Source organism: Arenibacterium sp. CAU 1754 (genome assembly GCF_054482635.1).
The window spans coordinates 337,830-351,436 of sequence record NZ_JBTLRG010000003.1; the positions used below are offsets into that span (position 1 = coordinate 337,830).

Sequence of the window (13,607 nt, forward strand, 5' to 3'; positions counted from 1 at the left end):
TCCTCCCCCCCCCCCCCCCCCCCCCCCGCCTGGGGGCTCTGCCCCCGGACCCCCGGGATATTTATGAACAGAAGAAACAAAGTGTTAACCTCGATGAGTCATTTTTGACAGGCGGTACAGGCGGGGACGCCGATGGCCGTAACAGGAGAAGGCCCCCTCGACCGAACCGGATCGGGGGGGCTGACGCCTGCTTCTTCTGTTTAAAAATATCCCCGCCGGAGGCACAAAAATTTTTGGCACGATGGCGGCACCATGCGTGACTTTTCGCGGCTTTTCGCGCCCAGAACGATTGCCGTTGTTGGCGGGGGCGCATGGTGTGAGGCAATCGTCGGCGCGGCGCGGCGCATGGGGTTTCAGGGGCAGATTTTTCCGGTCCATCCGGGTGGCAAGCGGATAGCCGGGTTGGAGTCCCAACGGGATTTGGCAGACTGGACTGGGCCGATTGATGCCGCCTTCATCTGTGTGAACCGCCATGCGACGTTGAATGTCGTGGCGCAATTGAGGGCGCTGGATGCTGGCGGCGCGGTTTGTTTTGCTTCGGGCTTTACCGAGGCGCAGGCCGAGGATGCTGGTAGCGCGGGCTTGCAGGCTGAACTGGTGCGGGAAGCGGGCGATATGCCCTTGTTAGGGCCGAATTGTTACGGGTTTATCAATGCGCTGGATGGCGCTGCGATCTGGCCGGATCAGCATGGAATGCAGAGGGTAGAGCGGGGTGTGGCGATCCTTACGCAGTCGTCCAATATAGCCATCAATCTGACAATGCAGCGCCGGGGCCTGCCGATCGCGATGATGGTCACCTGCGGGAACATGGCCCAAACGAGCCAGGCTGACATCGCCGTTTCCCTGCTTGACGACCATCGCATCACCGCGCTGGGCGTGCATGTGGAAGGCTTTCGCGATTTGCGCCAATGGGAGGCGCTGGCGCGCAGAGCGCATGAGCGGGGTGTGCCTGTGGTTGCGCTCAAGGTTGGGGCATCGGATCAGGCGCAGCAAGCGACCGTGTCCCATACGGCATCGCTGGCGGGGTCAGATGCCGGCGCTGGTGCGCTTCTGTCGCGATTGGGGTTTGCGCGGGTCGACACATTGCCCGCCTTCCTGGAATGTCTGAAGCTGCTTCACGTTCACGGGCCTGTCGCATCGCGCAAGATCGCCTCGATCAGTTGTTCGGGGGGCGAGGCCAGCCTGATGGCCGATCTGGGAACGGCCAAGGGGATGCAATTTCCCGCGCTGAGTGGTGGCCAGAAACAGGCTCTAAAAAAAGCTTTGGGCCCCATGGTCGCACTAGCGAACCCGCTGGATTACCACACCTATGTGTGGCGGGATACCGAGGCTATGGCCCGTGCCTGGGCGGCAATGACGGGGGAGGGGATCGGAATGACCTTCAGCATTGTCGATTACCCGCACACCGATCCGGCCGATTGGGTCTGTGCCAGCGACGCCGCACTGAAAGTCAGGGCTGAAACAAGTGCGCCCTTTGCCGTCGTCGCGACTTTGTCAGAACTTATGCCCGAAGACATCGCCGTGACCCTGATGCAGGGGGGAGTCGTGCCCTTTTCCGGTCTGGCCGAGGCGCTGGAGGCCACCTCTGCTGCCGCTGACATCGCCGCGCCTGTTCTTGAACCGGTCTTGCTGACCAATCCTGCGGAACCGGCCACGCAGTTGAGCGAGCCCGAGGCAAAAGCCCAGCTGGCGGTGTTTGGCGTGCCTGTCCCCAGATCCCGAACCGCAGACACGCCGGGGGCGCTGGCACAGGTCGCCGGGGATTTGACCGCGCCATTGGTGCTCAAGGGGATGGGATTTGCCCATAAATCGGACCACGGCGCTGTGCGCCTGGGTCTATCTCAGAGCGAACTTGAAGCGTCCGCGCGCAAGATGGACGCGCAGGGGTTTCTGGTCGAGGAACAGGTGCAGGGCGGCGTTGCCGAGCTGCTGATCGGCGTGGTGCGCGACCCGGCGCATGGGTTTGTTCTGACGCTGGGCGCGGGGGGCGTCCTGACGGAATTGATGCAGGATACGGTATCGTTGCTGATCCCCAGCGATCGGACCCAGATCGAAACCGCGCTGGGCCGGTCAAAAATCGCACCTTTGCTGGGGGGCTATCGCGGCAAACCCCCTGCAGATATGGACGCGATAATTTCTGCAATAGAGTCTGTTCAGGCCTATGTGGTTGCACATGCGGACACTCTGCATGAAATTGAAATCAACCCGCTGATCTGCACCCCTGATGGGGCAGTTGCAGCCGATGCACTGATCCGAAAGGCCACATCATGAGCCCCGTCAAAACCGAGCGCCAGGGTCCTGTTCTGCTTGTCACGTTGGACCGGCCCAAGGCGAATGCGATCGATCTCAGGACCAGCCGCCTGATGGGCGAGGTGTTTCGCGATTTCCGCGATGATCCAGACCTGCGGGTCGCAATCCTGACCGGCGGCGGCGACAAGTTTTTTTGCCCGGGTTGGGATCTCAAGGCGGCGGCGGATGGCGATGCGGTCGACGGTGACTATGGCGTTGGCGGATTTGGCGGGTTGCAGGAACTGCGCGGCATGAACAAACCGGTGATTGCGGCCGTGAACGGAATTGCCTGTGGCGGGGGCCTCGAACTGGCGCTGAGTGCCGACATCATTCTGGCCGCCGATCACGCGACCTTTGCCTTGCCCGAAATACGGTCCGGCACGGTGGCGGACGCGGCCAGTGTCAAGCTGCCCAAGCGTATCCCCTATCACATCGCGATGGAGCTTTTGCTGACCGGACGCTGGTTTGACGCGGAGGAGGCGCATCGCTGGGGGCTGGTCAATGAAATCCTGCCGGCCGCCGGGCTGATGGAGCGCGCATGGGAGATGGCGCGCCTGCTCGCCTCGGGTCCGCCGCTGGTTTATGCAGCGATCAAGGAAATCGTACGCGACGCCGAGGATTCGAAATTTCAGGATGCGATGAACCGGATCACAAAGCGCCAATTGCCCTCGGTCGACACCCTGTATTCGTCCGAGGATCAGTTGGAAGGCGCCCGTGCATTTGCGGAAAAGCGTGATCCTGTCTGGAAAGGGCGCTAGGCCTTTTCGACCAGGGCAATCAGGGCGACATCATCTTTGTGTTCGCCATAGGCCAGATCGCCGTAAATGCGCGTTTCAACCAGTGTCAGAGCCTGAATACGAGTGTTTTCAAGCTCGGAAAACTTTTGTTCAAACCCGGCGCTTTCGTAATGTTCGGCATTGATCGACAGGGCGAACTGGGCGCCGCGCCGGGCAATCCGCAACAGGGCGTCGATCGCATCCGGGCCGACATGGCCGGTGGTGAACGTGCCGGACGACACCACACCCGCATAGCTGTCGCGGGGCGCCGGGATGCCCTGGGTCAGGTCCGCCTCGATCGCATCGCGGTAGATGTCCTTGCGCATTGCCTGATCCAGCATTTCGGGGCTGATATCGGTGGCATCAATCGGCCCGACGCCCAGATCGGCCAGAACCACGCCGCATAATCCGGTCCCGGCCCCCACATCCAGAACCGGGCCCTGACCGCCAGCGCCGACAAAGGCGCGCGCCGTATGAATGTGCAGTTGGTAATCTTCGCGCGCCGCGAAGGAGGCATCATAGTCGCCAGCCCATTCGGCATAGAGCCGCTTGGAATCATCCGGGGTTTTCAGCGCATAGGCCGCTGCAAGATCGGGGCTATCATCGCTCATCCCCCATGAAAGGCCGATTCACAGATTCGAATCAAGCCGCATCAAAATCCAGCTCAAGTTCGTCACTTGTCGGGCGGGTCTGACAGGCAAGCACGAATCCGGCCTCGGTTTCCCAGGGTTCCAGAGAATAGTTCACGGCCATCTCCGCTGTGCCCTTGGTGACCTTGCACCGGCAGGTACAGCACATGCCCCCCTTGCAGGAATAGGGCAGTTCCAGGCCCTGGCGCATGGCCGCATCCAGAACCGTATCGTCGCCTGCCTCGACCGCAAAGTTGCGCTGTGCGCCGTCCAGGATGACGGTGACGGCAACGCCGCTGGCCGCGGCGGCCTGGGCCGCGTCCGATTTCGGGGCGCGCGGTGCGTCGCCTTCCTGAAAGAACCTTTCGAAATGGATGCGCGACGGATCGGTTCCGCGCGCGTTCAGCGTTTCAGCCACATCGTCGATCATTTCACCCGGGCCGCACAGGAAAATCCCCTCGGCCCCGTCCAGGTCAATGGCGCCGGAATTGGCCAGCTGGCTTACCTTTTCGCCGGTGATCCGCCCGTTGAGAAGCGGAACATCCTGCGTTTCGCGGCTGAGGATGTGGATCAGGGTAAACCGGTTCAGGTAGCGATCCTTCAGCGCATCCAGAGTGTCGCGGAACATGATGCTGTCGGTTTTGCGGTTGCCATAGACCAGCGTCACCTCGGCCCCGCGGGCCAGAGCGTCGGCGGCGATCGAGACCATGGGCGTGATCCCCGATCCGGCCGCGATCAGCACCAGTGTGTTTTCGGACTTGGGCACAAACCGCCCCTCGGGGGGCATCACCGACAGTGAATCGCCCTTTTGCAGACCCTGTGCAAAGGTCGAAAATACCCCGTCTTCGACCCGCTTCACGCCGACGGTCAGCCCGGCACCGGGCAGCGAGGCAATCGAATAGGACCGGCGCACATCCTCGCCATCCACCGTGCTGCGCAGCGTCAGGTACTGGCCGGGTTCAAACGCGAAGTCCTGTTTCAGGGCTTCGGGCACCTCGAAACTGATTGCCACCGCATCCGGGGTTTCCTGGCGGATATCGCTGATTTTCAGGTCGTGGAACATGGCGGGGTCCTCAGATGCATTTGAAATAGTCAAACGGTTCGTGACAGGCGCAACAGCGGTATTGCGCCTTGCAGGCGGTTGATCCGAATTCAGACAGTTTTTCGGTATTCTCACTGCCGCACCGGGGGCACGCGACGGTCGTTTCCCCGAAAAGGGCCATTTTAGAGCCTGTTTTTTCCGCAGGCGGCGCAATGCCGTAAGCGCGCAGTTTCTCGCGCCCCTCGTTGGTGACCCAATCGGTGGTCCAGGGGGGCGACAACAGCCGCTCGATCCGCGCCTCGAACCCGGCGTCGCGCAATGCCGCCTCGATGGCCAGTTCTATGGCCAGAACGGCCGGGCAGCCGGAATAGGTGGGCGTAACGCCGGCCACGGCGACTCCGTCCTCGATCCGGACCCAGCGCAGGATACCCAGATCGGCCACCGTGACACAGGGCACCTCGGGGTCGGGCACGGCCGCGGCCGCAGCCCAGGCGCGGGCCTGATCGCTCTGTGTGGCGGTGTTTACCACGTCGCCCCCGGATGAGCGCGATAGACCGATTGCATTTCGGCCAGCATATGACCCAGCCCTTCGCCATGTTTGCCCGTTCGGCCACCCGTCTGGGGAAAGGAGGATGGTTCGTATGTCAGGCCCGCCTGATCAAAAATGTCGGTGATCGTGGTTTCCCACTGCGGCTTGATCGCGGCGCGCTCGGGCAGGGCGTCGACCCCGGCGGCGGACCCTTCCTCGAACAGTTCATCGACATAGATGCCCAGCGTCTCGACCGCGTCCGCCATGCGGCGCGCGCTTTCCTCGGTGCCGTCGCCCAGACGGATTACCCATTCGCCCGCATGGCGGATGTGATAGGCCATTTCCTTGACCGCCTTACCGGCAACACCGGCAATCACCGCGTCGCGGCTGTTCAGGGCCGCCTGCCAGTAGGGCTCCATAAAGGCCGCGAAATACAGCTGACGCAGCATGGTATGGGCGAAATCTTCGTTCGGGCGCTCGACCAGCAGGATGTTGCGATACTCACGCTCGCCCCGGAGATAGGCCAGATCGTCCTCGGACTGGCCCTTGCCCTGGACCTTGCCGGCATACTCATACAGCGTGCGCGCCGTGCCAATCAGGTCCAGCGCCATGTTGGGCATGGCCAGATCCTCTTCCAGCATCGGTGCATGGCCGCACCATTCGCTCACCCGGTGACCCAGCACCAGATGGTCGTCGGCCAGTTCCAGAAGCGCGTCGAACAGGGCCATCACATGTGCCCCACTTCGTCGGGGATCTCATAGAACGTCGGATGGCGATAAATCTTTTCGCCGGGTTCGAAATTCTCGCCCGCCTGGTCTGGGTCGCTGGCGGTGATCGCCGCCGACGGCACCACCCAGATCGAATTTCCTTCGCCGCGGCGGGTATAGACATCGCGGGCCGCCTGAACGGCCATCACCTCGTCCGCCGCGTGCAGCGATCCGACATGTTTATGCGCCAACCCGTTGCGGGGCCGGATGAACACTTCCCAAAGGGGTACTTCGCCGGTCATGGCTGATCTTCCTCTTGCTCAATAAACTCCGGGGGAGTCGCCCATCGGGCGACGGGGGCAGAGCCCCCTTACTCGGCTGCCATCGCGGTGGCGCGCGATTTGCGCTTTTTGGCGTGGGCCAGGGCCGCATCACGCACCCATTGTCCATCGTCCCATGCCTTTTTGCGGGCCTTGATCCTGTCGCGTGCCATCGGGCCGTGCCCTTTGACCACCCGCCAGAATTCGTCCCAGTCGATGGGTCCGTGATCGTACCCGCCCTTGTCCGCATTCCATTTCAGGTCGGGGTCAGGGAGGGTCAGGCCAAGGTATTCGGCCTGCGGCACGGTGGCGTCGATAAATTTCTGGCGCAGTTCGTCATTGGTGAACCGCTTGATCTTCCAAGCCATGGACTGATCCGAATGCTGGCTGTCCGCGTCATGCGGGCCGAACATCATGATCGACGGCCACCACCAGCGGTTCAGGCTGTCCTGGGCCATTTCTTTCTGTTCCGGCGTGCCCTGGGCAAGGGCCATGACAATCTCATACCCCTGCCGCTGATGAAAGGATTCCTCTTTGCAGACCCTGATCATCGCCCGCGCATAGGGGCCATAGGAACAGCGGCACAGCGGGATCTGGTTCATGATCGCGGCGCCGTCGACCAGCCAGCCGATGGTGCCGATATCGGCCCAGCTGAGCGTTGGATAGTTGAAGATCGAGCTGTATTTCGCCCGCCCGTCCAACAGTTCCTCGGTCATCTGCTTGCGGCTCACCCCCAGCGTTTCGGCGGCGGAATAGAGATACAGACCATGCCCGCCCTCGTCCTGTACCTTGGCCAGCAATGCGGCCTTGCGGCGCAAGGATGGCGCGCGGGTGATCCAGTTGCCTTCGGGCAGCATGCCGACGATTTCCGAATGCGCGTGCTGGCCGATCTGGCGCACCAGCGTCCGACGGTACCCGGCGGGCATCGGATCGTTCGGTTCGATCTTTTCTTCGGCATCGATACGTTTCTGGAACGCCTCGAGAAACTCGGGCGTTTCTTCGGTGCGCCCATCAGCGCCGATCAGACCTTGGCTGTACATGGATATGGCTCCTCCAAACCGGTCCTCAAAATATATGTTACGAAAATTCATCCAGCAAGTGATTTTTGTAACACTTGCATGCGCCGCCCCACAGGCGCATCTAAAAGATATGACCAAGATACTGTTTTCATTCGGACATGGATTTTCCGCCCGTGGACTGGCCAAACTGCTGGTTCCGCAGGGATGGACGATTTTCGGCACAACCCGCAGTCCGGACAAGGCCGACGCGATTCGCGCCACCGGGGTCGAACCGGTGATCTTTCCCGGGCATGGCGTGCCCAAGGGGTTGGATCAGGCGACGCACCTGTTGATCTCGGCCGGACCAACGGCCGAGGGCGACCCGGTTCTGAATGAAGTGCGCGACCAGATCACTGACATCGCCCCGCGTCTGGAATGGGCCGGCTACCTGTCGACCACGGGTGTCTATGGCGACCATCAGGGCGGATGGGTGGACGAAAACACGCCGCTGACACCGGGCACCTGGCGGGGAAAATGGCGGGTGCAGGCCGAACAGGATTGGCAGTCGATTCCTGACTTGCCTCTGCACATCTTTCGTCTTGCGGGCATCTACGGCCCTGGGCGCGGACCGTTCTCGAAGCTGCGCAACGGCACCGCGCGGCGGATCATCAAGCCGAACCAGGTGTTTTCGCGCATCCATGTGGATGACATCGCCCAGGTCCTGTTGGCGTCGATCAACCGGCCCAACCCCGGATCGGCCTATAATCTGTGCGATGACGATCCGGCCCCGCCGCAGGACGTGATCGCCCATGCGGCCGAATTGCTGGGCATGCCGGTGCCCCCCGCCATTCCGATTGAAGAGGCCGAGATGTCACCGATGGCGCGCAGTTTCTATGCCGAAAGCAAGCGGGTCAGGAACGACAAGATCAAGGATGAGTTGGGGGTCAAACTGCTGCACCCGACCTACAAGGATTCGCTCCGGTCGATGCTGGAGTCTTGAAAACGGGCCGTGTCAGGCCCGCTTTTCCCCAATCGTTGCGACACCCAGAACATCCAGAACCTTTGCTTCGATCTGTTCCGCGTTCATGCCTGCGACCGCGTACATATCCGCCGGGCTGGCCTGATCGATGAAGGTATCGGGCAGGACCATCGAGCGGAACTTGAGCCCGTCGTCGAACACAGCCTCATCCGCCAAAAGCTGGGCCACGTGGCTGCCGAACCCGCCGACGGCCCCCTCTTCGATGGTGATCAGCGCCTCGTGATCGGCGGCGAGGGTCAAAATGAGATCGCGATCCAGCGGCTTGGCAAACCGGGCATCGGCAATGGTCGGGGTGATGCCCCGCGCGGACAGCGACTCGGCAGCCTTTTGCACTTCGTTCAGGCGGGTGCCAAAGGACAGGATCGCAACTCGCGCACCTTTCTGGATCATCCGTCCCTTGCCGATGTCCAGCACCTCTCCCTGTTCGGGCAGGTCTACACCGGTGCCTTCGCCGCGCGGGTAACGGAACGCAATGGGACCGCTGTCATGGGCGGCGGCGGTGGCGACCATATGGGTCAGTTCCGCCTCATCCGCGGCGGCCATGACCACAAAACCGGGCAGATTGGCGAGATAGGCAATATCGAAACTGCCCGCATGGGTGGCGCCATCGGCCCCGACCAGACCGGCGCGATCAATGGCAAAGCGCACAGGCAGGCGTTGGATAGCAACGTCATGCACCACCTGATCGTACCCCCGTTGCAGGAATGTGGAATACATTGCGCAAAAGGGTTTCATCCCGCCAGCGGCCAGCGCGGCGGCAAAGGTCACCCCGTGCTGTTCGGCGATGCCGACGTCAAAACACCGGCTGGGGAACCGTTCGGCAAACAGGTTCAGACCGGTGCCATCTGGCATGGCCGCCGTCACGGCGCATATCTTGTCATCGGCGGTGGCCGCCTTGACCAGTTGTTCGCCAAACACATTGGTATAGGCGGGCGCGTTTGACGGGGCCTTTTTCTGCTTGCCGGTCACCACGTCGAATTTGGCCGTGGCATGGCCCTTGTCGCGGGCAGATTCCGCCGGGGCATATCCCTTGCCCTTGCGCGTCAGCACATGGATCAGGATCGGCCCGTTGGCCCGCGCCCGCACGGTGCGCAGCACCGGCAGCAGCTGGTCCATGTCATGGCCGTCGATCGGCCCGACATACGAGAAGCCGAGTTCCTCGAACAGGGTCCCGCCAACTGCAAGACCCTTGAGCATTTCCTTGGCTCGTTTCGCGCCCTCGCGGAAAGGTTCGGGCAGCAGGGACACCGCGCCCTTGGCGGCGGCTTTCAGCTCCTGAAACGGTTCTTCTGCATATAGGCGCGACAGGTATGACGACAGCGCCCCAACCGGGGGGGCGATGCTCATCTCGTTGTCGTTCAGGATGACGATCAGACGCTTGCCCAGATGGCCGGCGTTGTTCATCGCCTCGAACGCCATGCCCGCGCTCATCGCGCCGTCGCCGATGACGGCGATGGCATCGCCGATGCCTTCGGGCGTGACGCCGCCCAGATCGCGCGCAACGGCAAAGCCAAGTGCCGCACTGATCGAGGTCGAGGAATGCGCCGCGCCAAACGGGTCATAGGGGCTTTCGCTGCGCTTGGTGAACCCGCTCAGACCGCCCTTCATCCGCAGGGTGCGAATGCGATCCCGCCGCTCGGTCAGGATTTTGTGGGGGTAACACTGGTGGCCAACGTCCCAGATGATCTTGTCCCGGGGGGTATCAAAAACCGCATGCAACGCCACGGTCAGTTCCACAACACCCAGACCCGCGCCCAAGTGCCCGCCGGTTTCAGACACTGCCGAAATCGTTTCGGCCCGCACCTCGCCCGCCAATTGGGTCAGCTGCGCATCGCTCAGACGTTTGAGGTCGGCCGGGCGCGTAACCTGATCCAAAAGCGGTGTTTCGGGCGTATGGGGCATCTGCGCCTCCTTCGGGGGCGGGGTTAACTGTCGCGCGAGATAACGAAGCGTGCCGCGTCCCGCAAGGTTTCGCCGTCCCCGCCAAAAGGCGAAAGGGCATCACAGGCCTGTTCGATTAACTGCGCGGCGCGGGCCTTGGCCCCCTCAAGCCCCAGATGGGACACAAAGGTCGCCTTGCCCGCTTCGGCATCCTTGTTCAGGCGCTTTCCGGCCTTTTCCGCGTCGCCCTCGATATCCAAGATGTCATCAGCGATCTGAAAAGCAAGACCCAGCGCCTGTGCATAGCTGCGCATCGGGTCGATATCGGCCCCCGCCAGACGCGGCCCCGCGCAGGCCGCCCATTCAAACAATGCGCCGGTCTTGCCCGCCTGCAGGGCGATGATCTGATCGAGCGAAAGCGGCGTGTCCGCGGTTTCCGCTGCAATATCCAGCGCCTGGCCTAGTACCATCCCCTGCGCACCGGCCGCGCGAGCCAGGGTCAGGACAAGTTCAGCGCGTATTTCGGGCGATCCGCACTTGGGGTGGCCCGCCAGTTCAAAGGCCAGCGCCTGAAGCGCATCGCCCACCAGAACGGCGGTGCCTTCGTCCCATTTGACATGGACCGTGGCCTGCCCCCGGCGAAGCGCATCGTCATCCATGCAGGGCAGATCGTCATGCACCAGCGAATAGGCATGCATCGCCTCGATCGCACATGCGGGCCAGATGGCCTGCGCGCGGTCCACACCGTACAAACGGGCGCTTTCAAGCACCAGAAACCCGCGCAATCCCTTGCCGCCCCGCGTGGCATACCACATCGCCTGAATGACGGGCAGGTCGCCAAGGGCGGCGAAAACAGTGTCTAAATGGCGCTCAACCGCATTGGCCGCCTCTGCCAGCTGCGTTTTGAACACGTCACAGACCTTCGACTGGCTTGGTCCCTGTGGGCGCGCCATCCGCATCCAGCGTGATCGCAGCCACCTTTTCCTCGGCGCGTTTCAGTTCGTCCTCGCAGCGTTTTTTCAGCGCCGCGCCGCGTTCATAGAGGGTGATCGAGGCGTCCAACGGCACATCGCCGCGCTCAAGCTGATCCACCACGGTCTCCAGCTCTTTCATCGCCTCTTCAAAGCTCATTTCGCCAACAGGTTTGTCGCTCATGTCGCGGCCTTTATCAGTTCTTCCACATGCGCCTTTGCCGAGGCGGCCAGCGCCTTCAGATCATATCCGCCTTCCAAAGTCGACACCACCCGACCACCGCACAGTTCGCCCGCCAGTTTGCACAGCTCTTCGGTGATCCAGGCGAAATCGTCGGTTTCCCAGTTCAACTCGGCCAGCGGGTCATCCATATGGGCGTCGAACCCGGCGGAAATGATGATCAACTCGGGCTTGAACGCCCGCAGGCGCGGAAAGGCCTGTTTCTGATATTCATACCGCATTTTCGTGCCATCGCTGCCCGGCGGCAGGGGCATGTTCAAAATCGTGTCATGTGCCCCGGTTTCATCGGGTCGCCCGCTTCCCGGCCACAAAGGCATCTGCTGGCTGGTGATGAACAGCGCACGCGATTCGTCCCACAACAGGTCCTGCGTGCCGTTGCCGTGGTGCACATCGAAATCCACCACCGCAACGCGGCTCAAACCATGATGATCCAGCGCATGTTTGGCCGCCAGCGCCGCATTCCCGAACAGGCAGAACCCCATGGCCTTGTCCGTTTCGGCATGGTGCCCCGGCGGGCGGACGGCGCAAAAGGCGTTCTGCACCTCGCCCCCGAGAACCATGTCGACCGCTCGCACAACCGCCCCGGCCGCGCGAAACGCGGCGTCCAGCGACCCCGGCGACAGGAACGTGTCACCATCGATCTGGAAAAATCCCTCGTCCGGGCGCGACCGACGCAGATCGGCCAGATAACTGGCCGGATGGATCCGCAAAATGTCATCTTCGGCGGCCATCGGGGCCGTGACCCGCTGAACGACCAGCGGTTCCAGTGCATGCAAAACATGCTCCAGCCGCGCCACCCGCTCCGGGTGCCCGTCGGGGGTGACATGGGCCAGGCAATCGGCATGTGTGATCAGGGCTGTCGTCATGGCTCTCCTGCCTTCATCTTGCAAAATAAACTCCCGCCGGAGGCGAAAATCGCCGCGCAGCGGCCCGTCTTCTCAGTCGGGGGCCAGCATGTATCCGGCTCCGCGCACGGTCTGCAGATATCGGGGTTGCTTGGGGTTGCTTTCGATCTTGCGACGCAGGCGGGTGATCTGCACATCGACCGCGCGTTCCTGGGCCTGACCGCGGTCGCGGCCCAGTTCCTCGACCAGTTTGTTACGGCTGACGGGCTCGCCGGGGCAGGCCGAGAATATCTTCATCAGCTGGCTTTCCGTGGCGGTCAGGCGGATCAGTTGATCGCCCTGCCACATCTCGCCGCGTTCGATGTCATAGCGGATCGACCCCAGCATCAGGATTTTGGGCACGGTGTCGGTGGCGGGTGTCTCTGGCATCCGGCGCAGGATCGCGTTGATCCGCAGCAAAAGCTCCTTGGGCTCGAAGGGTTTGGCAAGGTAGTCATCGGCCCCCGCCTCAAGCCCGGCAATGCGGTTTTCCGTTTCTCCGCGCGCAGTCAGCAAAAGGATCGGTGTCGTGTGGGTTTCGCGCAGGGAGCGGGTCAGGCTGACTCCGTCTTCGCCCGGCATCATCACATCCATCACGATCAGGTCGAAATCCAGCCCCATCAGCACACGGCGCGCGTGCGCGGCATCCCGTGCCGCGGTGACCAGAAACCCGTGTCGCATCAGGAATTTCTTCAGCAAATCGCGGATACGTTCATCGTCATCCACAATCAGCAGGTGGGCGTCGAGATCTGCCATCATGTGCCATCCCGCAAACGGCTGTAGGCGCGGCGCATGTCCGCATCCATCATCGCTTCGAGAACCTGTTTGAACCCTGCGACCGCCTCTGGTCCGGCCTCGCGATAGGCGGTGCGCATGCGGGCGCGCTGCGCATCGCTCAGTTCGGCCTCAAGGGCGTGACCCTTTTCGGTCAGAAACAGATGGCGTTCGCGTTTGTCCGCCTTGCCGACCCTGCTTTCCACCAGCCCGTCGGCAATCAGCGTCCGCAGAACCCGGTTCAGCGACTGCTTGGTGACCCCGAGAATGGCCAGCAGGTTGTTGACCGTGGTGCCGGGCGCCCGGTTGATAAAGTGGATCGCCCGGTGATGGGCCCGGCCATAGGCCAGTTCAGACAGAATTCGGTCAGGATCGGCGGTGAACCCGCGATAGGCAAAGAACATTGCCTCGATCCCCTGTCTCAACTGCTCGTCCGTCAGAAACAGCAGGCTCTCGCCGCCATAGGACTGCGATGAACGTCCATCCGACATGGCATTCCTCGTTACTCATTTTCGGCCAGCATATGT

At 62.3% G+C, this 13,607-nt stretch carries 15 protein-coding genes; 3 read left to right on the top strand and 12 right to left on the bottom strand.

Annotation, left to right across the window (positions count from 1 at the left end):
* Positions 1 to 252 precede the first annotated feature (252 nt).
* Together ACXYMO_RS14335 and ACXYMO_RS14340 are read left to right on the top strand one after the other, a co-directional pair.
* Positions 253 to 2,271, top strand: coding sequence for an acetate--CoA ligase family protein (locus ACXYMO_RS14335; protein WP_458879402.1), 2,019 nt, complete (start codon positions 253 to 255; stop codon positions 2,269 to 2,271).
* Positions 2,268 to 3,047 (top strand): carnitinyl-CoA dehydratase, encoded by a 780-nt coding sequence (locus ACXYMO_RS14340; RefSeq protein WP_458879403.1) that lies wholly within the window; start codon positions 2,268 to 2,270, stop codon positions 3,045 to 3,047. Before ACXYMO_RS14335 ends, ACXYMO_RS14340 begins: the two co-directional genes overlap by 4 nt.
* Here the strand turns inward: ACXYMO_RS14340 and ACXYMO_RS14345 are convergent.
* From ACXYMO_RS14345 to paaA, 6 genes are all read right to left on the bottom strand, one after another.
* A complete protein-coding gene (locus ACXYMO_RS14345) occupies positions 3,044 to 3,676 on the bottom strand; it encodes a class I SAM-dependent DNA methyltransferase (protein WP_458879404.1) in 633 nt (210 codons plus the stop codon). The genes ACXYMO_RS14340 and ACXYMO_RS14345 overlap by 4 nt on opposite strands.
* A 31-nt stretch (positions 3,677 to 3,707) precedes the next feature.
* Entirely contained in the window at positions 3,708 to 4,757 is a 1,050-nt protein-coding gene (locus ACXYMO_RS14350) for a 2Fe-2S iron-sulfur cluster-binding protein (RefSeq protein WP_458879405.1), read from the bottom strand.
* 10 nt (positions 4,758 to 4,767) lie between these two features.
* Positions 4,768 to 5,265, bottom strand: coding sequence for a 1,2-phenylacetyl-CoA epoxidase subunit PaaD (paaD, locus tag ACXYMO_RS14355; RefSeq protein ID WP_458879406.1), 498 nt, complete (start codon positions 5,263 to 5,265; stop codon positions 4,768 to 4,770).
* Positions 5,259 to 5,993, bottom strand: coding sequence for a 1,2-phenylacetyl-CoA epoxidase subunit PaaC (gene paaC / locus ACXYMO_RS14360; protein WP_458879407.1), 735 nt, complete (start codon positions 5,991 to 5,993; stop codon positions 5,259 to 5,261). The genes paaD and paaC overlap by 7 nt, the downstream gene beginning before the upstream one ends.
* A complete protein-coding gene (paaB, locus tag ACXYMO_RS14365) occupies positions 5,993 to 6,274 on the bottom strand; it encodes a 1,2-phenylacetyl-CoA epoxidase subunit PaaB (RefSeq protein WP_458879408.1) in 282 nt (93 codons plus the stop codon). The genes paaC and paaB overlap by 1 nt, the downstream gene beginning before the upstream one ends.
* Positions 6,275 to 6,342: 68 nt before the next feature.
* Positions 6,343 to 7,332, bottom strand: a complete 990-nt coding sequence (gene paaA, locus ACXYMO_RS14370; protein ID WP_458879409.1) for a 1,2-phenylacetyl-CoA epoxidase subunit PaaA — start codon at positions 7,330 to 7,332, stop codon at positions 6,343 to 6,345.
* A gap of 109 nt (positions 7,333 to 7,441) precedes the next feature.
* Between paaA and ACXYMO_RS14375 the strand changes: the two genes are divergently transcribed.
* Positions 7,442 to 8,290 carry an SDR family oxidoreductase gene (locus ACXYMO_RS14375; protein ID WP_458879410.1) on the top strand — a complete coding sequence of 283 codons (849 nt, stop codon included), beginning with the start codon at positions 7,442 to 7,444 and terminating at the stop codon, positions 8,288 to 8,290.
* A gap of 12 nt (positions 8,291 to 8,302) precedes the next feature.
* On the opposite strand, the gene dxs is transcribed toward ACXYMO_RS14375, so the two are convergent.
* The 6 genes from dxs to ACXYMO_RS14405 form a co-directional block, all read right to left on the bottom strand.
* On the bottom strand, positions 8,303 to 10,231 hold the full coding sequence (dxs, locus tag ACXYMO_RS14380) for a 1-deoxy-D-xylulose-5-phosphate synthase (protein WP_458879411.1): 1,929 nt from the start codon (positions 10,229 to 10,231) through the stop codon (positions 8,303 to 8,305).
* A 23-nt stretch (positions 10,232 to 10,254) separates the two neighbouring features.
* Entirely contained in the window at positions 10,255 to 11,121 is an 867-nt protein-coding gene (locus ACXYMO_RS14385) for a polyprenyl synthetase family protein (RefSeq protein WP_458879412.1), read from the bottom strand.
* A gap of 1 nt (position 11,122) precedes the next feature.
* Positions 11,123 to 11,365 carry an exodeoxyribonuclease VII small subunit gene (locus ACXYMO_RS14390; RefSeq protein ID WP_458879413.1) on the bottom strand — a complete coding sequence of 81 codons (243 nt, stop codon included), beginning with the start codon at positions 11,363 to 11,365 and terminating at the stop codon, positions 11,123 to 11,125.
* Positions 11,362 to 12,288: a histone deacetylase family protein gene (locus tag ACXYMO_RS14395; RefSeq protein ID WP_458879414.1), complete on the bottom strand. Its 927-nt coding sequence runs from the start codon at positions 12,286 to 12,288 to the stop codon at positions 11,362 to 11,364. The genes ACXYMO_RS14390 and ACXYMO_RS14395 overlap by 4 nt, the downstream gene beginning before the upstream one ends.
* Positions 12,289 to 12,360: 72 nt before the next feature.
* The gene (locus ACXYMO_RS14400) at positions 12,361 to 13,062 is read right to left on the bottom strand and encodes a response regulator (RefSeq protein WP_458879415.1); all 702 of its coding nucleotides are present in this window, start codon (positions 13,060 to 13,062) and stop codon (positions 12,361 to 12,363) included.
* Positions 13,062 to 13,571 (bottom strand): MarR family winged helix-turn-helix transcriptional regulator, encoded by a 510-nt coding sequence (locus ACXYMO_RS14405; protein WP_458879416.1) that lies wholly within the window; start codon positions 13,569 to 13,571, stop codon positions 13,062 to 13,064. Before ACXYMO_RS14405 ends, ACXYMO_RS14400 begins: the two co-directional genes overlap by 1 nt.
* Positions 13,572 to 13,607 lie beyond the last annotated feature (36 nt).

Coding starts and splice junctions, on each gene's coding strand:
- ACXYMO_RS14335 (WP_458879402.1), top strand. CDS start 253: ATGCGTGACTTTTCGCGGCTTTTCGCGCCCAGAACGATTGCCGTTGTT.
- ACXYMO_RS14340 (WP_458879403.1), top strand. CDS start 2,268: ATGAGCCCCGTCAAAACCGAGCGCCAGGGTCCTGTTCTGCTTGTCACG.
- ACXYMO_RS14345 (WP_458879404.1), bottom strand. CDS start 3,676: ATGAGCGATGATAGCCCCGATCTTGCAGCGGCCTATGCGCTGAAAACC.
- ACXYMO_RS14350 (WP_458879405.1), bottom strand. CDS start 4,757: ATGTTCCACGACCTGAAAATCAGCGATATCCGCCAGGAAACCCCGGAT.
- paaC (WP_458879407.1), bottom strand. CDS start 5,993: ATGGCCCTGTTCGACGCGCTTCTGGAACTGGCCGACGACCATCTGGTG.
- paaB (WP_458879408.1), bottom strand. CDS start 6,274: ATGACCGGCGAAGTACCCCTTTGGGAAGTGTTCATCCGGCCCCGCAAC.
- paaA (WP_458879409.1), bottom strand. CDS start 7,332: ATGTACAGCCAAGGTCTGATCGGCGCTGATGGGCGCACCGAAGAAACG.
- ACXYMO_RS14375 (WP_458879410.1), top strand. CDS start 7,442: ATGACCAAGATACTGTTTTCATTCGGACATGGATTTTCCGCCCGTGGA.
- dxs (WP_458879411.1), bottom strand. CDS start 10,231: ATGCCCCATACGCCCGAAACACCGCTTTTGGATCAGGTTACGCGCCCG.
- ACXYMO_RS14390 (WP_458879413.1), bottom strand. CDS start 11,365: ATGAGCGACAAACCTGTTGGCGAAATGAGCTTTGAAGAGGCGATGAAA.
- ACXYMO_RS14395 (WP_458879414.1), bottom strand. CDS start 12,288: ATGACGACAGCCCTGATCACACATGCCGATTGCCTGGCCCATGTCACC.
- ACXYMO_RS14400 (WP_458879415.1), bottom strand. CDS start 13,062: ATGGCAGATCTCGACGCCCACCTGCTGATTGTGGATGACGATGAACGT.
- ACXYMO_RS14405 (WP_458879416.1), bottom strand. CDS start 13,571: ATGTCGGATGGACGTTCATCGCAGTCCTATGGCGGCGAGAGCCTGCTG.